The 20,116-nt window shown below is 65.4% G+C and carries 24 protein-coding genes; 4 read left to right on the forward strand and 20 right to left on the reverse strand.

All coding sequences use genetic code 11. From position 1 onward, the window contains the following. Positions 1-2: 2 nt before the first annotated feature. The 16 genes from hypE to N4S67_RS13800 form a co-directional block, all read right to left on the reverse strand. On the reverse strand, positions 3-1,097 hold the full coding sequence (gene hypE / locus N4S67_RS13730; protein ID WP_260993524.1) for a hydrogenase expression/formation protein HypE: 1,095 nt from the start codon (positions 1,095-1,097) through the stop codon (positions 3-5). After that, a complete protein-coding gene (locus N4S67_RS13735) occupies positions 1,094-1,786 on the reverse strand; it encodes a D-sedoheptulose-7-phosphate isomerase (protein ID WP_260993525.1) in 693 nt (230 codons plus the stop codon). The genes hypE and N4S67_RS13735 overlap by 4 nt, the downstream gene beginning before the upstream one ends. After that, on the reverse strand, positions 1,783-2,520 hold the full coding sequence (locus N4S67_RS13740) for a hydrogenase assembly protein HupF (RefSeq protein ID WP_260993526.1): 738 nt from the start codon (positions 2,518-2,520) through the stop codon (positions 1,783-1,785). Before N4S67_RS13740 ends, N4S67_RS13735 begins: the two co-directional genes overlap by 4 nt. Beyond that, positions 2,517-3,245 (reverse strand): DUF6390 family protein, encoded by a 729-nt coding sequence (locus N4S67_RS13745; RefSeq protein WP_260993527.1) that lies wholly within the window; start codon positions 3,243-3,245, stop codon positions 2,517-2,519. The genes N4S67_RS13740 and N4S67_RS13745 overlap by 4 nt, the downstream gene beginning before the upstream one ends. Continuing rightward, positions 3,242-5,557: a carbamoyltransferase HypF gene (gene hypF, locus N4S67_RS13750; protein ID WP_260993528.1), complete on the reverse strand. Its 2,316-nt coding sequence runs from the start codon at positions 5,555-5,557 to the stop codon at positions 3,242-3,244. The genes N4S67_RS13745 and hypF overlap by 4 nt, the downstream gene beginning before the upstream one ends. After that, a complete protein-coding gene (locus tag N4S67_RS13755) occupies positions 5,554-5,808 on the reverse strand; it encodes a HypC/HybG/HupF family hydrogenase formation chaperone (protein ID WP_260993529.1) in 255 nt (84 codons plus the stop codon). The genes hypF and N4S67_RS13755 overlap by 4 nt, the downstream gene beginning before the upstream one ends. Before the next feature lie 3 nt (positions 5,809-5,811). Then, a complete protein-coding gene (locus tag N4S67_RS13760; protein ID WP_260994036.1) occupies positions 5,812-6,288 on the reverse strand; it encodes a hydrogenase maturation protease in 477 nt (158 codons plus the stop codon). A 28-nt stretch (positions 6,289-6,316) separates the two neighbouring features. Beyond that, the gene (locus N4S67_RS28050; protein WP_390893358.1) at positions 6,317-6,436 is read right to left on the reverse strand and encodes a DUF6893 family small protein; all 120 of its coding nucleotides are present in this window, start codon (positions 6,434-6,436) and stop codon (positions 6,317-6,319) included. Then, the gene (locus N4S67_RS13765; RefSeq protein WP_260993530.1) at positions 6,427-7,764 is read right to left on the reverse strand and encodes a hypothetical protein; all 1,338 of its coding nucleotides are present in this window, start codon (positions 7,762-7,764) and stop codon (positions 6,427-6,429) included. The genes N4S67_RS28050 and N4S67_RS13765 overlap by 10 nt, the downstream gene beginning before the upstream one ends. Then, on the reverse strand, positions 7,761-8,405 hold the full coding sequence (locus N4S67_RS13770; RefSeq protein ID WP_260993531.1) for a DUF6084 family protein: 645 nt from the start codon (positions 8,403-8,405) through the stop codon (positions 7,761-7,763). The genes N4S67_RS13765 and N4S67_RS13770 overlap by 4 nt, the downstream gene beginning before the upstream one ends. Then, on the reverse strand, positions 8,393-9,031 hold the full coding sequence (locus N4S67_RS13775; RefSeq protein WP_260993532.1) for a DUF5947 family protein: 639 nt from the start codon (positions 9,029-9,031) through the stop codon (positions 8,393-8,395). The genes N4S67_RS13770 and N4S67_RS13775 overlap by 13 nt, the downstream gene beginning before the upstream one ends. Beyond that, positions 9,028-9,990 carry a NifU family protein gene (locus N4S67_RS13780; RefSeq protein ID WP_260993533.1) on the reverse strand — a complete coding sequence of 321 codons (963 nt, stop codon included), beginning with the start codon at positions 9,988-9,990 and terminating at the stop codon, positions 9,028-9,030. Before N4S67_RS13780 ends, N4S67_RS13775 begins: the two co-directional genes overlap by 4 nt. A 3-nt stretch (positions 9,991-9,993) precedes the next feature. Beyond that, a complete protein-coding gene (locus tag N4S67_RS13785) occupies positions 9,994-11,790 on the reverse strand; it encodes a nickel-dependent hydrogenase large subunit (protein ID WP_260993534.1) in 1,797 nt (598 codons plus the stop codon). Positions 11,791-11,877: 87 nt separating this feature from the next. Next, the gene (locus tag N4S67_RS13790; RefSeq protein WP_260993535.1) at positions 11,878-12,933 is read right to left on the reverse strand and encodes an NADH-quinone oxidoreductase subunit B family protein; all 1,056 of its coding nucleotides are present in this window, start codon (positions 12,931-12,933) and stop codon (positions 11,878-11,880) included. A 122-nt stretch (positions 12,934-13,055) separates the two neighbouring features. Beyond that, positions 13,056-13,904 carry a hydrogenase nickel incorporation protein HypB gene (gene hypB / locus N4S67_RS13795; protein ID WP_260993536.1) on the reverse strand — a complete coding sequence of 283 codons (849 nt, stop codon included), beginning with the start codon at positions 13,902-13,904 and terminating at the stop codon, positions 13,056-13,058. Position 13,905: 1 nt separating this feature from the next. Beyond that, positions 13,906-14,235, reverse strand: a complete 330-nt coding sequence (locus N4S67_RS13800; protein ID WP_260993537.1) for a hydrogenase maturation nickel metallochaperone HypA/HybF — start codon at positions 14,233-14,235, stop codon at positions 13,906-13,908. Positions 14,236-14,402: 167 nt separating this feature from the next. Here N4S67_RS13800 and N4S67_RS13805 point away from each other — a divergent pair, with 167 nt between their 5' ends. The 4 genes from N4S67_RS13805 (at position 14,403) to N4S67_RS13820 (ending at position 16,871) form a co-directional block, all read left to right on the forward strand. Then, positions 14,403-14,879, forward strand: a complete 477-nt coding sequence (locus tag N4S67_RS13805) for a VOC family protein (protein ID WP_260993538.1) — start codon at positions 14,403-14,405, stop codon at positions 14,877-14,879. A gap of 162 nt (positions 14,880-15,041) precedes the next feature. After that, positions 15,042-16,085 (forward strand): recombinase RecA, encoded by a 1,044-nt coding sequence (gene recA / locus N4S67_RS13810; RefSeq protein WP_260993539.1) that lies wholly within the window; start codon positions 15,042-15,044, stop codon positions 16,083-16,085. After that, positions 16,051-16,572, forward strand: coding sequence for a recombination regulator RecX (recX, locus tag N4S67_RS13815; protein WP_260993540.1), 522 nt, complete (start codon positions 16,051-16,053; stop codon positions 16,570-16,572). Before recA ends, recX begins: the two co-directional genes overlap by 35 nt. A gap of 44 nt (positions 16,573-16,616) precedes the next feature. Then, entirely contained in the window at positions 16,617-16,871 is a 255-nt protein-coding gene (locus N4S67_RS13820) for a hypothetical protein (protein WP_260993541.1), read from the forward strand. A 9-nt stretch (positions 16,872-16,880) separates the two neighbouring features. Here the strand turns inward: N4S67_RS13820 and N4S67_RS13825 are convergent, their stop codons facing one another. From N4S67_RS13825 to N4S67_RS13840, 4 genes are read right to left on the reverse strand one after another with little or no spacing between them, the layout of a single operon-like run. Beyond that, positions 16,881-17,762, reverse strand: a complete 882-nt coding sequence (locus N4S67_RS13825; RefSeq protein ID WP_260993542.1) for an amino acid ABC transporter permease — start codon at positions 17,760-17,762, stop codon at positions 16,881-16,883. Continuing rightward, positions 17,759-18,439 (reverse strand): amino acid ABC transporter permease, encoded by a 681-nt coding sequence (locus N4S67_RS13830; RefSeq protein ID WP_260993543.1) that lies wholly within the window; start codon positions 18,437-18,439, stop codon positions 17,759-17,761. Before N4S67_RS13830 ends, N4S67_RS13825 begins: the two co-directional genes overlap by 4 nt. Before the next feature lie 16 nt (positions 18,440-18,455). Beyond that, positions 18,456-19,277: a glutamate ABC transporter substrate-binding protein gene (locus N4S67_RS13835; RefSeq protein ID WP_260993544.1), complete on the reverse strand. Its 822-nt coding sequence runs from the start codon at positions 19,275-19,277 to the stop codon at positions 18,456-18,458. Positions 19,278-19,293: 16 nt separating this feature from the next. Continuing rightward, positions 19,294-20,022, reverse strand: a complete 729-nt coding sequence (locus N4S67_RS13840; RefSeq protein WP_260994037.1) for an amino acid ABC transporter ATP-binding protein — start codon at positions 20,020-20,022, stop codon at positions 19,294-19,296. Positions 20,023-20,116 lie beyond the last annotated feature (94 nt).

Consider the following 20,116-nt stretch of genomic DNA (forward strand, 5'->3'; position numbering starts at 1 on the left):
CTTCAGCAGATTCGCGGTAGCGGGTCACCGACGAGCATGTCGACGATCCGGCTGCCGCCGAAAGACGTTCGTAATGCCACGATTCCGTGAGGTTCGGGCACGATCTCCCCGACCACGGCGGCCTGCGCACCCAGCGGATGTGTCCGCAGTGCGGCGATCGCGGCGTCGGCCTCGGTGGCGGGGACGATGGCGACGAACTTGCCCTCGTTGGCCACATACAGCGGGTCGATGCCGAGCATGTCGCACGCACCGAGCACCTGTGGCTGCACCGGCAGTTTGTCCTCGTCGAGGATCAGCGCGAACGGCGAGTCCTTGACCAGTTCGTTGGCCACGGTGCCGACCCCGCCGCGTGTCGCGTCGCGCATCCACCGGGTCGACGGTGCGGCACCCAGCAGGATCTCGACCAGTTCGTGGACCGGCGCGGTGTCGGAGGCGATGTCGGCGTCGATGGCCAGGTCGCCGCGGGCGAGCATGACCGCCATCCCGTGCTCGCCAATGGTTCCCGACAGCACGACCTTGTCCCCGGCTTGGACGACTTCGCGGGACAGCTGCCTGCCCGGGGGGATCACGCCCACCCCTGCCGTGCAGATGTAGACGCCGTCGGCGGCACCTTTACCGACCACCTTGGTGTCGCCGGTGACGATCTGCACGCCTGCGCTCAGCGCGGCTTCGCTCATGTCGGCGACGATCTCGCGCAGTTCGGCGATTGGGAAGCCTTCCTCGATCACGAACGCCGCCGATAGCCATTGTGGGCGTGCGCCCGACACCGCCAGGTCGTTGATCGTTCCGTGTACCGCGACGTGGCCGATGGACCCGCCCGGAAAGCGTCGCGGGGAAACGACATACGAGTCGGTGGAGAACGCCAGGCGCTCACCTGACGGGGTGTGAAGCGCCGCAGCGTCTCCCAGCTGTTCGAGCTCGTCATTGCGGAAGGCCTCGAGGAACACGGCGTCGACGAGTGCCGCCGACGACTTGCCGCCGGCTCCGTGCGCGAGCGTCACCACGTCTTCGAGGAGCCTCGGCCTTCGCTGCCGGAACTTGTCGATCCGTTCCAGCACACGGTCTTCGCGTTCGGCGGCGCTCACGGCTCTTGTCATGGGGTTCGGGCTCCGTTTCTAGGACGCAGTGAATCCGGCGGACGGGCCACGTGTGCCTGTGCTACCGACCAGAGTTGATAGCCGAGCATGGCGTGACTCTCCTGGATGCGGTGGATGCTCTGGCTGTGCACGGTGAAGCAGTAGTCGAGATCCGCAGCGACGGCCATCCTGCCGCCGTCGTGGCCGGAGAATCCGATTGTCAGCAGTCCGCGCTGCTTGGCTTCGGTGATCGCCGTCATCAGGTCGTCGGAGTTACCGGACGTCGACAGCGCGATCGCGACGTCCCGGTCGCGGGCGTGGGCGATGATCTGGCGCTTGAAGATCAGCTCGAACCCGACGTCGTTGCCCAGCGCTGTGACGACGGCGTTGTCGGCGGCCAGCGACCATGCCGCGACGGGACGGCCCCGCGCCGGCCTGCTGAACAGCGACGCCAGCGTCGCGGCGTCGGTGGAGCTGCCGCCGTTGCCGAACGTGTAGAGGCGGCCGCCACGACGGAACCGGTCGGCCATTCGAGTGCCCGCCGCGGTCAGGGCATCGCCGTACTCGGCGAGTGATTCGCCTTGCAAGCGGGCGCTTTCGCCGGCCTTGGCCCTGGCCGATGCCGCGAGGTCGCCCAGCAGGCTTGTCGCGTCGGTCTCCTCGGAGTCGATGAACGGATACAGGAAGCCGGTGGCATCGTCGCCGGTCATCGGAGTACCTCCTCGGATTCGAGGCGTGCGATGGCGGCGCCGGCATGAAGTAGGACGAGGTCGTTGGGGTCGACGGCACCGAGCAGTGTGACGTCCACCCACTCCTCGCCGCTGTCAGTACGCACGAGCGCAGCACTCGAGCCGTCGGCCGGCGCCAGCAGCACCTCACCGAGACGGCCCTCGTCGCCGCATGTCACGCAGACGTCCTCTGTACACGCGGTCGGCTTCAGCAGTCCGGGATGCTCGAAGCAGACGTGTGTGAGCTCCCAAAGCAGGTGGTACATCAACACGAATGTGCCGGTGGCCGGCACCATCGGATCATCCGAGTCGACCCAGAGAACGTGGTTGGCGGCCCCCGCAGGTGGGCGCGGGCCCGAACCGATCCATATCGTCAACACGCCCCACGCCTGCGCGCGGCGCATGGCGTCGATGACAGAAGGCTCGTTCGCCGACGCGACCGCGATCAGCAGATCGCCTGGCTGACTTGCCACCCTCGCCTGGGCGACGGGGTCCGGTTCGACGAGTGCAACCGACGGCAGCGCCCGTTTGCCCATGACCACCGGATGCACGAACTCGACGGCGACGTGATGGGCGTGAGGTTCCCACTGGGGTGAGATCACCCAGAGTGTGGCTCCGTCAGCGAACCTGCGAGCCATATCCAGCGCAGCGGCAGCGAGATCAGCCGACAACCCGGCGTCGACGTATGATCCGCCCGGAGCGATTGTGGTGGTCATGATCGAACTCCTTGCTCGACATAGGAATTCACGAGTTCGAGCGTCGTGCGTGTGGAAGTTTCGAGCTCGGCGCTTTCGTCGTCGGACAGAGTTGCGCACACCCAGTCCCAGTGCGCGGAAACCGTCATCCCCGGTTCTGGCGGGGGCACCAGTGAAAGCTCCCCCTTCTTCCACTGGACGTTGTCAGGCCGCGGCTCGCCGAGTGTGAGCATGCCGTTGTCGAGCTGCAGCGGTCGGGACGCGATCACGACACGCTCACCCGTGACCGATTCGACCGTTCCCCACCGGATGCGACAGTCCTGCATGACACCCACGGCCGTGGCCGCGTCACGACCCAGGAATCTCACCCACGGATAGACGACGAAGACGTGGAAACTGTGGTGCGCCAGTACAAGCGCACTGGCGGGGACCGAATCCAGCAGCCCGGTGACCTGGCCGGTGAACGCGGCGCGCAGTCGGGGGAGCAACTCGGCGGGGTCCACCTTGGCCAGCGCTGGACCACCGACCCAGTAGCTGGTCACGACCTCTTCGTCGAGCGCATCGGCCGCTCCCATCGCGTCCGCAATCGCAGACAGGTAGGGCCAGGCACCGTCGAATTCTCGTGCGTGGGAGGCCAGTCCGGACATGCCGCCGCCGCTCGTCGGTCCGCAGTAGCCGAGCTCGTTCGGGGGATAGGCATACCGGCCGAACAATGCCTGGCCCGGGGACAGTCGGTCGGCGGTCATCCCGCGTTCCCCACCAGCAGCTGGCCCAATGCGATACCGCCGTCGTTCGGCGGCACGGCTCGGTGCGTGATCACCGGTAGCCCTTTGGCGTGTAACCGAGTCAACGTCATCTCCAGGAGCGACGCGTTCTGGAACACCCCACCGGACAGCGCGACGGGTTGTGTCACTTCAGCCTCGGCGCACGCGAGGTCGGCGACGAGGTCGGCGACGCCGCAGTGAAACCGCGCCCCGATCATGCCTGCCGACACTCCGGCCCGCCTGTCGCGGACCACGGCGTGCAGGACGGCAGTCGGGTCGATCAGCGCCGTGGCGGTGGAGCGGTCCAGGCCGAATGCGTAAGCGCTGTCGCCGCAATCGATGCCGCGAGTCAGGCTCTCCAACTCGATCGCCGCCTGCGCTTCGTAGTCAGCCACCTGTCGCACGCCGGCGAGTGCGGAGACCGCGTCGAACAGCCGGCCCATACTGGAGGTCGGCGTACAACCGAAGCCCGTCTCGAGCTGCCGGGCGAGGGCTTTGAGCTCGTCGGGGGGACAGGCCGACACCGGTGCAAGGTCGGGGTGCCATGAGATTCCTGCGTTCCACAGATGCGCCAACGCCATTCGGTAGGGGCGCCGGACGCTGATGTCACCACCTGCCAGCGGGGCATACTTCAGATGGGCGAGCCGATGAAAGCCCTTGTAGTTGGCCAGCAGCACCTCGCCGCCCCACACTGCGCCGTCCGGCCCGTACCCCGTTCCGTCGAAGGCGAATCCGAGGACCTGCGCGGAACCGTCGAGGCCATGCTCGGCCATCACCGACGCGATGTGTGCGTGATGGTGCTGGACCATTTTGACGGGGCGCCCCGCGGCGTTTCGACGCGCCCACATCGTGGAGCGGTACATGGGATGGGAGTCGGCGACGATCACCTGCGGCGTGATGGAGGTCAACTCCTGCAGATGGCGCTGCGCCGAGTCGAAAGCGGATAGCGTGGCCAAATCGTCCATGTCGCCGATGTGCTGGCTCAACCAGGCGTACCTGCCGTCAGCGACCGCCATGGTGTTCTTCAGGTCGGCGCCGACCGCCAGCGTCGGTGGCACCGGTGCCGGCAACGCGATGGGTAGGGGCGCGTATCCGCGGGAACGCCGGATCGGTACCTGCGCGACGTCGGGTGGCTTGTCGGCCGGGCCGACGGAAACCACTCGTATGACGGAGTCGTCGCAGGGAACCCTGATCGCGCGATCATGCATGAGCCAGGCGTCGGCGAGGTGTGAAAGCCGTTTGACTGCATCGTCATCGGTGAAGCAGATCGGCTCGCCTGCCAGGTTTCCCGAGGTCATCACCAGTACCGCGGGCCCGGGTTCGTCGCCGGCGAGACCGAACAGCAGTGCGTGCAGCGGCGTGTAGGCGAGAAGCACGCCGAGGTCGGGGTTGTGTGGCGCCACCGACGTTGCGACCGGAGCGTCGGGACGGCGGGGCAGCAGCACGATGGGCCGCTGTGGCCCACAGAGAATGCGTGCCGGCGGGTCGTCGATCTCGACCATGCGGCGCGCGGTCGTCATATCAGGCGCCATCACGGCGAACGGCTTGTCGCCACGACGCTTTCGTGTCCGCAGCTCGGCGACGGCGCGCTCGTCGGCGGCGTCGCACGCCAGGTGGTAGCCGCCGATGCCCTTGACAGCCAGGATGCCACCGTCGCGCAGCAACCGTCGCGCCTGTTGCAGCCCGGACTCGCCGTCCGAGGTTCGGCCCCTGCCGTCGCGGTAGGTCAGCGTCGGCCCGCAGTTCGGGCAGCAGACCGGCTGGGCATGGAATCTGCGATCGGCGGGATCGTCGTATTCGCGTGCGCAGTCGGCACACAACGCGAAGGGCGCCATGGTCGTGGCACGACGGTCGTAGGGCAGCGATTCAATGATCGTGAAGCGGGGCCCACAGTTGGTGCAGTTGACGAACGCGTGCCGATAGCGACGGTCGGCCGGATCGCGTTGCTCGGCTGCGCAGTCCGCGCACATGGCGACGTCGGGGGAGGTCAACGTGCGGCCGCCACCGGTCCGCGAGGTGCCTGCGATGACGAATCCCGTCCCTCCGGCGGGCGGAAGATGCGCTATATCAAGAGATTCGACCACAGCCAACGGCGGCGGATGCTCGCGCAGCCGGTTCAGGAACTCGTCGACGCCCGCCGCATCGCCCTCGATCTCGATGACCGCCCCGGCGCTGTCGTTGCGAACGGCACCGGTCAGGCCCAGCGCGGCCGCCGTGGTGTACACGAAGGGCCGGAACCCCACGCCCTGCACCACGCCGTGCACGCGGACGCGCAACCGACGCCGCGCGGTCATGGCGGATCCTCGGTGCTGCGGCCGCGGCCCATCAGCTCCAACCCCGCCATCGCGGCGTCGGCACCGGCCCTGTCGGTCTTGTCCACCACGAAACCCATGTGGATGATCACCCAGTCGCCGGGGGCGAAGGTCTCCTCGGGCAGCATGCCGACGTTGACCTTTCGGTGCTCTCCGGCGACATCGACGAGGGCCAGCTGATCGCCGTATCCCTCCACCATGGATACGACCTGGCCGGGAATCCCAAGACACACGCTTCAGCCCTCCGTGACCGCAGATCGAGCCAGCAAGTCGGCCACCACGCTCTCGACTGCCCGCACCGCTTCTCCCACGGCCGCCGCGACAGGCTCGGACAGCCCGATGCCCTCCTCGACGCTGTGGACCTCACAGCCGATCACCACTGTGTGGGGCGGGCTTCCGCCCAGTGCGTTCAGGCTGGCGAAGACCGCGGCCGGGTCCATCGCGTGCGCGTCCAGTCCCGTTGTGGTCGCGAGGCTTTCGAGGTCAGCCTCGATGATGTGGATTCTGCCCGGGGTGCCTCGCGCCGGAATGGCGTCGACGAGCACGAGAGCCTGGCACCCGTCGAGCAGGTCGTAGGCCAGGTGCATGCCCCTGATGCCGTAGTCCACGAGTTCGACGCGGGGACCGGCGAGACTCTGCGGCACACGGCGCATCACCTCGGGGCCGAAGCCGTCGTCTCCGAGGAAGATGTTGCCGAGCCCGGCTACCAGAATTCGGGACGTGAGGACACCTCGCTCGCGATCACATGCGTCGAATCTTCATGTAGCGTCGGGCATCCGGTATGGACCGGATGCCGATCACTGCTCCTGCCACTGCGACTACCGCCACTGCTCCGATAGCCACCCAGCCAACTACTTGCATCTCGAACTCCCTTCAACCACAGGTTCGACCTCGTCGGGTGCGAAGTACAGGTACCTGCCGTACCAGTCGTGCAGGTCGGCCGCGGGGTCGTCCTCGATGACCACGCCGATGTGCTGGTCGCCGTCGACGTCTTCGTGTACGGAGGTGACGCGAGCAACCTTGTCGGCGTAGAACAGATCTTGGGCATCGGCACGGCGGGAGGGCCGCAGTCGCACCCTGGAGCCCCGAGCGACGCGAGTGCCGTTGACCAGGACGGCGTCCAGATCCGGTCGTACTGCCTCGTCCGCCGCCGGATCCCACCACTCGACATCTGTGGGTATCTCCGGTATCAGCCCTGGTTCGACCGACGGCGCATGCGGATTGCGCAACACACCGTGTAGATCGAGCATCGCCTCGGGCGACATCGAATCGCAACGATCGATGATCGCCGCGGCGAGTGGATCGGTGGCGCGTGCCTGGGCCTTCTCGTCGTCGGTCATCGTCATGACCCGCAGAGTGAGGATCTCGTCGATCTCGGTGGAGTCGTAGAGCGCGCCCTTGCTCTGTTCAGCGATCTCGGGGTGGTCGTAGAGGATGATCGGCGATGCCAACACCAGGTCGCGGTGCCCTGAGGGCCCGGCGAGGACCGGGAAGCAGCGGTGCTGGCGACACCGCGCGACCGCGCCGGCGGCGGAATCCGGTGGTTCGAGCAAGGACACGAACTCGCCGTCGGCGACCTCGAGCAGCATGTGCGTGCCGATCATCGACACAGCGATCGCCTCGTCCCTGTCCGTGGCGGGCAGAGCCGTGTTGCGCACGTCGAATGTGAGCCGCAGGTAATCGCCGTCGCGCTGCGCGCAGATCTCCAGCCGGCCGTGTAACTGACGGCGACTGCGCACCAGCCTGCCGCCGTCGACGGTCTCCACCTCGGTGTGGCCGGGCACCGAGATGTCGAGCGTGCGGGGCAGGCCCATGACGGGGAACGGATCGATAGCGAACTCGCACTCGACGGCCTCGTCCCAGCTGACCCAGGTACTCGAATCCGCGACCAGTTCGCCGACGGGTTCGAAGCGGCCGTCACCGAGATCGCGTTCGACACTGCGGCGTTGTAACTGAAGGAATCGCACCACACCCGTGAGCATCGGAAGGCCGTGAGATGCGACCAGCACCTGGGTCGACAGCAAGGGGTCCTCACCGATGCCGGCCTCCGCCGCGCTGGACGGGCCCAACACGCCGAATTGCCAACGGGATTGGTTCTTGCTCGAGCTGGCTCGGTACGGGTAGAGCAGGTAGCCCTCGTAGAGCACTGCATCGGCGACGGCGCGCGCGTGATCCCAGTCAGCGGTCATCGAACCTCCTGCGCGGTGTGGATGGTCAGTAACGAAGTGATGGCGTCGTCGAAACTCAACAGGCCGCGTCCGGATTTGAACCGCGCCAGCGCCTCGAGCGTGTCGCGGGTCAACCGCAGCCAACCGGTGTTCGGATAGTGCAGCTGCATGAGGTCGTGCCACGCCGACACCGGTAGGTCGAAGTGGTCCTCACGGTCCCACGGCACCTGTTGTACCGAGAAATTGGTCTTGCCCTTGGTGAAGACTGTTCCGCTGAACAGGAATTGCAATGGGATCATGCCGTCACGCAGAGCATGGAAGTACTTGGCCGCGGTGACCTCGAAGTCATAGGTGCATTCCAGCGGGAGGTCGACCTGCGTCGTTCCGGTGAACCCCGGCACCATCGTGGTGCTGTGCTGCCAGAGGAAGTTGTGCTGGGTGGTGCCCCACCGTTCACGCGGGCCGAACAGGTCGAGCAATCCCGCCGCCTCGTCGTCGGTATACCCGCGACGCAACGGCTCGATGCGGACCTGGCAGCGCAGCGCGATGGCGTGCACAGGCTCGTCACCGTCGGTCGCGATACCGATGCGTGCGGTGAGTACCGGTGTCACGGCATAGGTTTCGGGCACCACGTCGAGTACCGCGAACGTCACCTCGGACACGGCGACACCGCCTTGCCGCGCGTACCGACGAGCTCGAAGAAGTCGTCGATGAACTCGCGCACCTGCTGACCACCGTCGAACCCGCGCCACAGCTGGCGCAGGCGGCCGACGAACTCGTAGCAGGCGTCGATCGGTACCAGATGGCATTCCGGCGGCCGGTCGTCGTCGGGCATCCGCACGATGAGCGCCTCGGTATCGTCGGCGAGCAGGTCCACCCTCGGATCGGACGACCGAATGTCGTTCCACGCGGACAGATCGAGCTCGGACTCCGTCGCTCCCGCAGGGCCGGGATAAAAAGCCACGGTGCGGCCCATCGCCGAGTTGCGGAAGAAGAACGCCAGCCCGACCGGGATCTGCAGCAGCTGCCACTCCCGGCGGCCGAGCGCGAAGTCCGGAAAGGAAAGGTAGCGGTCCGGCACGGCACGAAAGTGCAAGTCGGCGTTGGTATCGGTGAAGAGCAGGTAGCAGCCGCGGCACACGCACATCAGCTGGCGGCCTTCGACGTTCACCACGTGCTGGTGCTCGTCGGCGATCTGTTCAGAGCACATCTCGCAGCGCTCACCCGCCGGTGCGACAGCGCCGCGATCGGCCCGGATCCGTGCCAACACGTCGAACGCGCCGGTCATGACATGCCCGCCACAGTGCGCTGGGCCGTGATCGCGAGGGACAGGACCCCGTCGCGGTCGAGCAGGGGTATCGGATCGAGACGGGTCAGTGGGTCCGCGTTGTCGTCGACGCATGCCCCGGCGTGGACGACATCGAAGTGCGCACGACACCTCGGGCACCGCAGAACCGCGGCGCCGGTGGGCGAGCCCATTCGCCGATGCAGGGCGGCGCCTGCGAGCGACTCCCGGCACCTGCCGCACCGATCGTGATACGCGTACAACTCGTCTCCGACTCGGCACGCCAGGACCATGGTGCCCGCCACGCGGAATCCACCGACATCCCCCGGCGCGAGCTCGGCCAGCTCAGGAAAGGCATGCCAGTCCACCGGGCCGCGAGTGCTTTGGTGAACGCGATTCAGCAACGAATCCGCTGGAATCACATAGGCTTCCGGGGTCGCGTCGGCGGCGACAACTTTTATCGTGGCGATTTCTGGCGCTGCCGCCCGGACCGCGTCTTCGACCGTGAGCTCCAGGGTGACCGCAGAGGACGGGCAACTCTTGCAGCTGCCCGCGAACTGCAACCGGACGCTGAGGCCGTCGGGGTCGTCGACAACTCCGAGCAGCGTCACGTCACCGCCGTGGGAGCCCAGGTAGGGCCGGACACTGTCCAGCGCGTCCTCGATCCGCTTGGTGACGTCGTGCGGATGCAACCCGTGCACGAGCAGCAGACTGGCGACCAGAGCGTCATCGGCGAAGCGTTCGGCCAGCAGCGGGTCGACGCTCAAAGCGATGCGCAGCATCCGCTCCAGGCCCGCGCCGTAGAGATCGGTCACCTCGCCGACCAGTTGGACCGCCCGCTCGTAGGCTGCGGCGCCGCCCACCGCGGAGGCGTCGAGCAGGGTTTGTATCCGATCACCCGCCGTGCGCCACCGCGCCTCGTCCTCGATCTCGTGCGGGCCTGGCAGTGGTTGCGAGGCCATACCCTAATCCCCGGTGACGGATTGGGTGGGGGAGTGCAGGAGGTCCAGCGTCTTCCCCTCGCCCAGATACATGTGCACGCCGCACGGCAGGCACGGGTCGAAGCTTCGTATCGTGCGCATGACGTCGATGCCCTTGAAGTGTTCCCGGTCGTTCTCCTCGAAGATGGGCTGGCCCTGCACCGCGTCCTCATACGGACCCGGCGTGCCGTAGCTGTCCCGCGGGTTGGCGTTCCACGGTGTCGGCGGATACGGGTGGTAGTTGGCGATCTTGCCGTCCCGGATCACCATGTGGTGACTCAGCACGCCGCGGACCGCCTCGGTGAACCCGCAGCCGATGCCCTCGTCGGGCACCTCGAACTTCTCCCAGGTTTTGGTACGGCCGGCACGGATCTCCAGCAAGGCCTTCTCGGCGAAGTGCAGAGCACAGGCGGCGGCATAGGCCTGGAAGTACGTCCTTGCGCGGTTGCGCTCAAGCGTGTTGCTTCCGTATTGCGGTATCTTCCATTCGAATTCGACCGGTCCCTTGAGCGCGGTCTTGGGCAGGTTGATCTGCACACTCTGGCCGGTCGCCTTCACATAGCCGATGTCGACCAGACCTGCCAGCGCCGTGGACCACAGCCGTGCCAACGGGCCGCCACCTGTGTCGAGCGCCAGATGATCCTTGCCATCGAACCAGCGCGGCGACATCACCCAGCTGTAGTTGTTGTCGAAGTCGCGCTTCTGTGGCTGAGGATTGGTGTGCTGGTTCCACGGGTGCCGACGGTCCACGGGATTGCCCAGCGGATCGTTCTTGACGAACATCTCCTGGTCTTCCCAGTCGTCATAGTACGAGTGCCCCAACAGGATCCGAATGCCGAGGTTGATGTCCACCAGTGAATGCGTGTGCAACTTGCCGTCGATCACCACCCCCGGCGTGACGAACATGGCGTTGCCCCACTTCTCCATGTCCTTGTATTCGAAGTTGCACAACTCCGGATCCTGGAACGAGCCCCAGCAGCCCAGCAGTGTGCGTCGCAGACCCACCTGGTCGTAACCGGGCAGGGCCTCGTAGAAGAAGTCGAAGAGGTCGTCGTGCATCGGCACGACCTTCTTCATGAACTCCACGTAGCGCATCAGCCGAGTCATGTAATCGGTCATCAACTGCACGGTTGCCGTGGTGCCGATGCCGCCGGGATACAGCGTCGAGGGATGAACGTGTCGACCTTCCATGAGGCAGAACATCTCTCGGGTCCAGCGGCTGACTTGCAGCGCCTCACGGTAGAACTCACCTGTGAAGGGATTGAGCGAGCGCATGATGTCGGCGATCGTGCGGTGCCCGTGCATATCGGCGCGTGGCGCCTGGGTGTTCTCGGCCTTGGCCAGCACGCTCGGGTTGGTCTCGGCCACCATCTTCTCGCAGTAGTCCACGCCGACCAGGTTCTCCTGGAAGATGTTGTGGTCGAACATGTATTCCGCAGCCTCACCCAGGTTGATGAGCCACTCGCCGAGGTGCGGCGGTTTCACGCCGTAGGCCATGTTCTGCGCATAGCACGAACACGTGGCGTGGTTGTCGCCGCAGATTCCGCAGATGCGGCTGGTGATGAAGTGCGCGTCGCGAGGATCCTTGCCCTTCATGAAGATCGAGTAGCCGCGGAAGATCGACGAGGTGCTGTGGCACTCGACCACTTCACGGTTCTCGAAGTCGATCTTGGTGTAGATGCCGAGGCTGCCGACGATACGGGTGATGGGATCCCACGCCATCTCGACGAGTTGGCCGGGGTCTCGCTTCACGTGTGACGGTTGGGGAATGATCGTAGCCATCGAAATGTCGCTTTCGTTTTAAGAAAAGCGCCGCACGCTGTCTGACGGCGAACGGGCGGGTGTCGACCGCCCGGGTAGGGAACGCAACTACCAGGTGCGAGTCGCTCCGGTTGTGAGTTTGGCGCCAGGATGGCGCCACTTGGGTTCTTTATCGACAGTGCGGCCGGTGACCTTGCGCAGGTTCTTGATCACCGAGCCGTACAGACCTGAAGCCGCCGTCGACACTTTGCCGCCCGGCGGTTCGTCCATGAACGGCATGAACTTGTCCGGGAAGCCGGGCATGGTGCAGCCGATGCAGATGCCGCCGACGTTGGGGCAACCACCAACGCCGTTTATCCACCCGCGTTTCGGCACGTTGCACTTGACGACTGGACCCCAACAGCCCAGCTTCACAATGCATTTGGGCGACCCGTACTCAGTGGCGAAATCACCCTGCTCGTAGTAGCCGGCCCGGTCGCAGCCTTCGTGCACGGTGGCGCCGAACAGCCACTGTGGCCGCAATGCATCGTCGAGGGGGATCATCGGAGCTTGATCGGTGGCCATGTAGAGCAAGTACGTCAAGGTCTCGGACAGGTTGTCCGGCTGAATCGGACACCCTGGCACGCAAACGATCGGAATGCCGGCTTTGCTCTTCCAGTCCCAGCCCAGATAGTCCGGGACACCCATGGCGCCGGTCGGATTGCCTGCCATCGCATGGATGCCGCCGTAGGTCGCGCAGGTTCCTACCGCGACGATGGCGGTGGCCTTGGGTGCCAACCGGTCCAGCCATTCGCTCGTGGTCATCGGTTGGCCGGTGGCGGGGTCGTTACCGAATCCGCACCAGTACCCCTCGTCCTTGAGCTTCTCGTTCGGAATCGACCCCTCGACCACCAGGACAAATGGTTCCAACTCGCCTCTGTCGGCTTTGAAGAACCACTCGAGAAAGTCGTCGGCGCCCCCGTTCGGTCCGCACTCGAAATCGATCAGGGGCCAATGGACGGCGATCTTGGGCAAGCCGGGAAGCGCGCCTAGGGCGATCTCCTCGATGCTGGGTTGGGTGGCAGCAGTCAACGCCACCGAATCACCGTCACAACTCAATCCGGCGTTGATCCACAGAACGTGGATCAATGCCTCCTCTGCTTTGACTGCTGCCTCACTTGGCATGTGTCACAGCTTTCTGGGGGCCGGGCTGGGGCCCTCACGACCGGGAGCCGGGCTGCGGTTCCCAGCGTCACGGGTGACGCGACGCCGAATCTTCAGCGCTGATTCTCGGTTTACTCCCGGGACTATGTCTTGTCAACGGGTCGTAGCGACAAAGCAGAGTTTGCCTGAGTGTCGATCCAGTCGTACCAACCGGCGCTACCGTCACCCGTCGTCGCCGACATCGGCAAGATCTCTGCGCCCCGATTCATCGATCGCACATGCGCGCAACATTTTTCAAGATCGAAAGCGACATAGGGCAGTAGGTCGATTTTGTTCACGATCACCACGCCTGCCGCGGCGAACATGTGCGGGTACTTCAATGGCTTGTCGTCGCCCTCGGTCACCGAGATGATCACGACTTTGCTGTGCTCACCGAGGTCGAACAACGCCGGGCAGACGAGATTGCCGACGTTCTCGATGAACAGGATGGAATCGGGTTCGGGCTCGAGCGCCTGCAGCGCACGGTGCACCATGGCGGCGTCGAGATGACAGCCGGCGCCGGTGTTGACTTGCACAGCCCGCGCGCCGGCGGCGGTGATGCGGTCGGCGTCGAGCAATGTCTCTTGATCGCCCTCGATGACGGCCACCGGTCGGTCGCGGCTGACATCGCGAATGGTGCGTTCGAGCAGGGTTGTCTTGCCCGCGCCAGGAGAACTCGTGAGGTTGAACGCCAGGATGTGGCGTTCGGCCAGCCACTCGCGGTTTCGCTCGGCGAGCAGATCGTTCTTTGCGAGCACCTTCTGCTCGAGGGTGATCGTCTCGGTGTGAACGTGGTCGTGGTCATGGTCATGATCGTGGCCGTGATGGTGATCCTGGTCGTGATGGTGGTCGTGCGGATGGGCATGGCCCGACACGTCCGGTCGGCTCGTCGCACGAGCGTTCATCGCTGTGACGGTCGCCCCGTCGTCGCCGCAGCCGCAGGTTGCGCACACGTCAGCTCACTTCCATCGAGAGGATCTTCAGGTCCCGGCCCGCCACCACCTCGACATCCGCACTGCCGCAGGGGCACAACAAGATCAGGTCGGGTAGCAAGAAGTTCTCCCCGCAGGTGCGGCAGCGAGCCGCGCCGGGGCGGACGTCGACATCCAGACGCGCGCCCTCGGCGACGGTGCCCGCCGTCGCGAGTTCGAAGCAGAACTGCATCGAGTCGGGCACCACCGCGCAGAGCGCGCCGACCTCCAGCCTGACGCAGTGCACTCGACGTCCCTCGGCGTGCTCGCACACCGCGTCGACAACACTCTGGGTTATCGCCATTTCGTGCATGGGACCCCGTTTCGGCCGGGATAGATCCCACCATAGGCCGCCGTGACTTGCCCGGGTGAGCAGTCACAGAATGCCGCGCTTCAATCGGGCCCATGCGGGGCCCCGGATGAGGAACACTCCCCGGTCAGGGAGCGCCTTCCACCGGCACTCCACCGTGAGGAGAGTCCATGAGCGAGCACGCACCGATCCGTATCGAGAATTTCTCCCATGTCTGCATCGGTGTCTCGGACATCGACACGTCGCTGCAGTTCTACCGTGACGTGCTCGGCATGGACGTCGTGTTCGACGTGGCATTGGAAGGGCCCAGTCTGGCGGCGGTGACCGGCCGCGAGGGGGAGCGCGGCCGGATGGTCGGCGGCCTGATCGGCGGCACGATGGTCGAGCTGCTGTCGCTCGGCGAGGTTTCGCAGTATGCGCCGGGCCCGCACATCGGCTACACGAATATGTCGCTGCGTGTCGAGGACGCCGACGCCGCCTACGCGCAGCTCCAGGCGTTCGACGGGGTCGTGTGCAAGCCACCCGTCGACATCGGCGGGGTGCGCATGCTGTTCGTCTACGATCCCGATTCGACTCCGATCGAGCTGGTGGAACTGCCCGCCGGCGCGGCCACGACCGATCAGCTCTGGCGCCCCACGGCGCAGTGACACGCGCTCGGCGCGCCTCCTTGCCATCGAACACACGTTCGCTACTCTGGGCATTGTTCGACGGCTAGATGCTGGTCAAGGCGACTTGTCGGTGGCTGCCTCTAGCGTCACGGCCAACTGATCGAAACCGATCACCGAACACCCACGAGGACGGAGAACCCCATGGCGCCGCAGGCCCCTGACCGCGAAAAGGCCCTCGAACTGGCGATGGCCCAGATCGAGAAGAACCACGGCAAAGGCTCGGTGATGCGCCTCGGTGACGAGGTGCGCCAGCCGATCTCCGTCATCCCGACCGGATCGATCGCCCTGGACGTGGCGCTCGGGATCGGCGGGTTGCCGCGTGGCCGGGTTGTCGAGATCTACGGCCCGGAATCCTCGGGTAAGACCACCGTGGCACTGCACGCGGTCGCCAACGCCCAGGCCGCAGGCGGCATCGCCGCGTTCATCGACGCCGAGCACGCGCTGGACCCGGAGTACGCCAAGAATCTGGGTGTGGACACCGACTCGCTGCTGGTGAGCCAGCCCGACACCGGCGAGCAGGCGCTGGAGATCGCCGACATGCTGATCCGGTCCGGCGCGCTGGACATCCTGGTCATCGACTCGGTGGCCGCGCTGGTGCCGCGCGCTGAGATCGAAGGCGAGATGGGTGACAGTCACGTCGGTCTGCAGGCCCGGCTGATGAGCCAGGCGCTGCGGAAAATGACCGGTGCATTGAGCAATTCGGGCACCACCGCGATCTTCATCAATCAGCTCCGCGAGAAGATCGGCGTCATGTTCGGCTCGCCCGAAACAACAACGGGCGGAAAGGCGTTGAAGTTCTACGCCTCGGTTCGGTTGGACGTCAGGCGAATCGAGACCTTGAAAGACGGCACCGACGCGGTGGGCAACCGCACCCGCTGCAAGGTCGTCAAGAACAAGGTCTCGCCGCCGTTCAAGCAGGCCGAGTTCGACATCCTTTACGGCAAGGGCATCAGCCGTGAGGGTTCGCTCATCGACATGGGGGTTGAGCACGGTTTCATTCGGAAGTCCGGTTCCTGGTTCACCTACGAGGGTGAGCAACTGGGCCAGGGCAAGGAGAATGCGCGCAACTTCCTGCTCGAGAATATCGACGTGGCCAACGAGATCGAGAAAAAGATCAAGGAAAAGCTCGGTATTGGCGCCGTGGTGACCGATGACGAAGTCCTGCCCGCCCCAGTCGACTTCTGAGGTTCCCCGCGAGGAGCAGGCGCACAATCTGTGTCTGCGCCTGCTCACCGCGAGGGCCCGCACCCGCGCCGAGCTCGAAGGTCAGCTCGCCAAGCGGGGATATCCCGACGACCTCAGTGAGCGTGTACTCGACCGACTGACCCAGGTCGGGTTGGTCGACGACGCCGGCTTCGCCGAACAGTGGGTGCAGTCGCGACGGCGCACGGCCGGAAAAGGCAAGCGCGCGTTGGCCGCCGAGCTGCGCACCAAGGGCGTCGACAACGACGTGATCGCGGCCGCATTGGCCGATATCGACGCCGGCGCCGAACGGCAACGGGCCGAGGAACTCGTTGCCCACCGCCTCCGCCGGGAACGGCTCACCGACGACGACGCGAAGCTGACGCGTCGGCTGGTCGGCATGCTCGCCCGCCGGGGCTACGGCGACACCATGGCATTCGATGTCGTCAAAGTCGCGCTGGCCAACGAACGCGAGCGCCGGAGAGTCTGACGAGCGGTGCACACGCATGCCGACAGGTGTGCCACTGTGAAGCCATGCGGCTGACCAACGACTGCTATCTGGTGACCCTGCGGTTCGACTCGGGTGAAGAGCACTACTTCCGCGACGGGGAGCGGTGGACCAAAGTCACCGCCCGAGGGCGCAGGATGCCCGCCACCGCGGAACAGGTGATGAACCATCTGCTGCCCGCGCTGGCCGGCGTGAAGCCCGGTATCGCGGTCAACGTTGGGCATCGCGACCTCGACGGCGGCGCAGCCGAAACGCTGGACCGGTTGCGCAGCGCGCACTGACGCGCCGACTCAGACCGCCTTCGCGCCGGGTGCGCCTTCCTGTTCGACCGCCTGGGTCTCCAGCGGGGCAGGCCCGCGGCGCGACCGCCGCATCCGTCGCTCCATCCGGGTGGCGAACCACGACAGGGCGAAGTTGACGCTGATCATCAGGATGGCGATGACGATCAACGCCGGCAGGAGGTTGCCGTATGCGGCGCCCAATTGCACGCCTTGACGCACCATCTCGAGGAACGTGATGATGTAGCCGATCGCCGAGTCCTTGAGCACCACCACCAGTTGCGATATCAGCACCGGCAGCATCGACGTGATGGCCTGCGGCAGCAGGATCGCCCGCATCGTCTGGCCCCATTGCATGCCGAGCGCGGAGGCGGCCTCCGATTGTCCGCGGGGCAGCGCGTTGACCCCGGCCCGGACGATCTCGGCGATGACCGCACCGTTGTACAGCGTCAGACCCGTGATGACGCCCGCAAGCGCGAGGTGCTTGGAGGGGAAGACGTCGTACAACGCGTACAGCGAATACGCGAAGAGCATCATGATCAGCACCGGGACGGCACGGAAGAACTCGACGAACACCGAGCACGGCCAACTGATCGCGGGGTGGGTGGACATCCGGCCGACGCCGAGCACGAAGCCCAGCACCAGCGCCAGCGTGATCGACACCGCCGCGGCGGTCAGCGTGCCCTGAACGCCAGGAAGCACATAGGTGGTCCACAGGTTCGACGTCAGGAATGGTTCCCACTTGGCCGCGTCGAGCTGACCTTTGGCCGACAGCTTGGAATACACCACCCAGATCGCAAGCAGGACAACGAGCGCGGTGACGATGTTGAAGATCCAGTTTCGGGCCCGCGCCCGCGGTCCGGGTGCGTCGAAGAGAACCGATGCCGAGCTCACCTGGCCACCGCCCACCGCTTACCCAGCCACCCGAAGAACAATCCGGTGGGCAGCGTCAGGACGACGAAGCCGAGGGCGAAGATCGTTCCGACGGTCAGAATCGCCGCGGTGTTCTCGGTCATCTCCTTCATCAGCAGCGCCGCCTCGGCGACGCCGATGGCCGAGGCGATCGTGGTGTTCTTCGTCAACGCGATGAGCACCGACCCGAGTGGAATGATCACGGATCGAAAAGCCTGCGGCAGCAGAATGATCCGGAGATTCTGGCTGAACGTCAGACCCAGCGACCGCGCCGCCTCGGCCTGCCCCAGCGGCACGGTGTTGACACCCGAGCGGACGGTCTCACACACGAATGCGGCGGTGTAGACGGCTAAGCCCAGCACCGCGAGCCGGAAGTTGCTGTCCTCGATCGACGTCGCCGACTTTGGATCGACAAGGGTGATGCCGAGGGTCTGCGACAACCCGAACGAACAGAACAGAATGATCAGTGTCAGCGGGGTGTTGCGCACCACGTTGACGTACGTCGTGCCGATCCAATTGAGCATCGGCACCGGCGCCAGGCGCATCGCGCCCAGCGCCGTGCCGAGGATCAACGCGCCGATTCCCGAGTAGACCGTCAGCTGGATCGTGGTCCAGAACGCCCCGAAGATCTGGCCGCGATACTCGCTGAAAATCTCCACGTCGGCGTTGACCCGCTCAGGTCTGGTCGATCTGCGGCGGCGCGGGAGCCTGGATGCCGGCAGGCCCGAGGTTCTTGTCCCAGGCTGCTTTCCACGCCCCGTCCTTCTCCATCTTCACGATGGCATCGTTGATTTTCGTCTGCAGTTCGGTGTCGTCCTTCTTCAGACCGATGCCGTAGTTCTCTTCGGAGAAGGTTCCGCCGACGAGCTTGAACGCGCCCGGTGTCTGTGCGGCGTAACCCGCGAGGATGACCTCGTCGGTGGTGACCGCGTCGACGGCCCCGTTCTTCAGCGCCTCGATGCACGCCGAGTAGGTGTCGTATTGCTGCAATTGCACACCGGAGAATTTGTCCTTGATGCGCTGCGCCGGAGTCGAACCGGTGACCGAGCACAGCTTCTTGTTGTTCTGCAGGGAGGCCTCGCCGGTGATGTCGGTGTTGTTCTCGCGCACCAAGAGGCTCTGGCCGGTGACCAGGTACGGCCCGGCGAAGGCGACCTTCTCCTTACGGGCGTCGGTGATCGAGTAGGTCGCGGCGATGAACTTGACCTGATCGTTCTGTATCAGCGTCTCGCGCTGGCCGGACGGCGCTTCTTTCCACTCGATCTTGTCCTCGCCGTACCCGAGTTGCTGCGCGACGTACTTCGCGACATCGACGTCGAATCCGCTCATCGTGCCGTCCGGGTTCTTCAAGCCCAGCCCGGGCTGATCGAACTTCGTCCCGATTACGATGGTGTCCCCACCGCCACCGTCACCGCCGCCACCACACGCGGTCGCCGCCAACGGCAACGCGACGGCGAGAGCGACGGCACCTACGACGCGCCTTGAGAACGACAACATGGCCTGTTCCTTTCGATCAGTGGTGAAGGATCTTGCCGAGAAAGTCCTTGGCGCGATCGGTTTGTGGATTCGTGAAGAATTGCGAGGGCTCGGCCGACTCGACGATCGCGCCGCCGTCCATGAACACGACGCGGTTCGCCGCGCCCCGGGCGAAGCCCATCTCGTGCGTCACAACGAGCATCGTCATGCCGTCGGCGGCCAGCGACGTCATCACGTTGAGCACTTCATTGATCATCTCGGGGTCCAGCGCGCTGGTCGGCTCGTCGAACAGCATGACCTTCGGGTTCATCGCGAGAGACCGCGCGATGGCCACGCGCTGCTGCTGCCCGCCCGAGAGTTGCGCAGGGTACTTGTCGGCCTGATTGGCGATGCCGACCCGCTCCAACAGCTCCATCGCCTTCTCGCGTGCCTCGGCCTTCGACTTCTTACGCACTTTCATCGGCGCCAGGGTGACGTTCTGGAGAATCGTCTTGTGCGCGAACAGATTGAACGACTGGAACACCATGCCGACGTCGGAGCGCAGCTGCGCGAGTTTCTTACCTTCCGACGGCAGGATCTCACCGTCGATCGCGATGGTTCCGGAATCGATGGGTTCCAGCCGATTGATCGTGCGACACAGTGTGGACTTACCCGACCCCGATGGCCCGAGGACGACGATCACCTGTCCGCGATCGACCTCCAGGTCGATGTCCTTGAGCACATGCAGGCTGCCGAAGTGCTTGTTGACCGCCTGCATCGAGATCATCGGCACGGCTGACGGAGTCGGATCGACCTCTTTCACGTCCGACCCGGTGGGTTCCATGGGTGCAGACCTTACCCAGGGAATGCCCACCGTGCCC

Origin of the sequence: Mycobacterium deserti (assembly GCF_025345615.1) — a bacterium.
Classification (GTDB): Bacteria; Actinomycetota; Actinomycetes; order Mycobacteriales; family Mycobacteriaceae; genus Mycobacterium; species Mycobacterium deserti.

Coding starts and splice junctions, on each gene's coding strand:
- N4S67_RS13735 (WP_260993525.1), bottom strand. CDS start 1,786: ATGACCGGCGACGATGCCACCGGCTTCCTGTATCCGTTCATCGACTCC.
- N4S67_RS13840 (WP_260994037.1), bottom strand. CDS start 20,022: ATGATCTCGATGCAGGCGGTCAACAAGCACTTCGGCAGCCTGCATGTG.
- recA (WP_260993539.1), top strand. CDS start 15,042: ATGGCGCCGCAGGCCCCTGACCGCGAAAAGGCCCTCGAACTGGCGATG.
- N4S67_RS13775 (WP_260993532.1), bottom strand. CDS start 9,031: ATGACCGGCGCGTTCGACGTGTTGGCACGGATCCGGGCCGATCGCGGC.
- N4S67_RS13745 (WP_260993527.1), bottom strand. CDS start 3,245: ATGACCGCCGACCGACTGTCCCCGGGCCAGGCATTGTTCGGCCGGTAT.
- N4S67_RS13790 (WP_260993535.1), bottom strand. CDS start 12,933: ATGCCAAGTGAGGCAGCAGTCAAAGCAGAGGAGGCATTGATCCACGTT.
- N4S67_RS13765 (WP_260993530.1), bottom strand. CDS start 7,764: ATGACCGCTGACTGGGATCACGCGCGCGCCGTCGCCGATGCAGTGCTC.
- hypF (WP_260993528.1), bottom strand. CDS start 5,557: ATGACCGCGCGGCGTCGGTTGCGCGTCCGCGTGCACGGCGTGGTGCAG.
- N4S67_RS13780 (WP_260993533.1), bottom strand. CDS start 9,990: ATGGCCTCGCAACCACTGCCAGGCCCGCACGAGATCGAGGACGAGGCG.
- N4S67_RS13785 (WP_260993534.1), bottom strand. CDS start 11,790: ATGGCTACGATCATTCCCCAACCGTCACACGTGAAGCGAGACCCCGGC.
- N4S67_RS13740 (WP_260993526.1), bottom strand. CDS start 2,520: ATGACCACCACAATCGCTCCGGGCGGATCATACGTCGACGCCGGGTTG.
- recX (WP_260993540.1), top strand. CDS start 16,051: ATGACGAAGTCCTGCCCGCCCCAGTCGACTTCTGAGGTTCCCCGCGAG.
- N4S67_RS13805 (WP_260993538.1), top strand. CDS start 14,403: ATGAGCGAGCACGCACCGATCCGTATCGAGAATTTCTCCCATGTCTGC.
- N4S67_RS13820 (WP_260993541.1), top strand. CDS start 16,617: ATGCGGCTGACCAACGACTGCTATCTGGTGACCCTGCGGTTCGACTCG.
- N4S67_RS13800 (WP_260993537.1), bottom strand. CDS start 14,235: ATGCACGAAATGGCGATAACCCAGAGTGTTGTCGACGCGGTGTGCGAG.
- hypE (WP_260993524.1), bottom strand. CDS start 1,097: ATGACAAGAGCCGTGAGCGCCGCCGAACGCGAAGACCGTGTGCTGGAA.
- N4S67_RS28050 (WP_390893358.1), bottom strand. CDS start 6,436: ATGCAAGTAGTTGGCTGGGTGGCTATCGGAGCAGTGGCGGTAGTCGCA.
- N4S67_RS13835 (WP_260993544.1), bottom strand. CDS start 19,277: ATGTTGTCGTTCTCAAGGCGCGTCGTAGGTGCCGTCGCTCTCGCCGTC.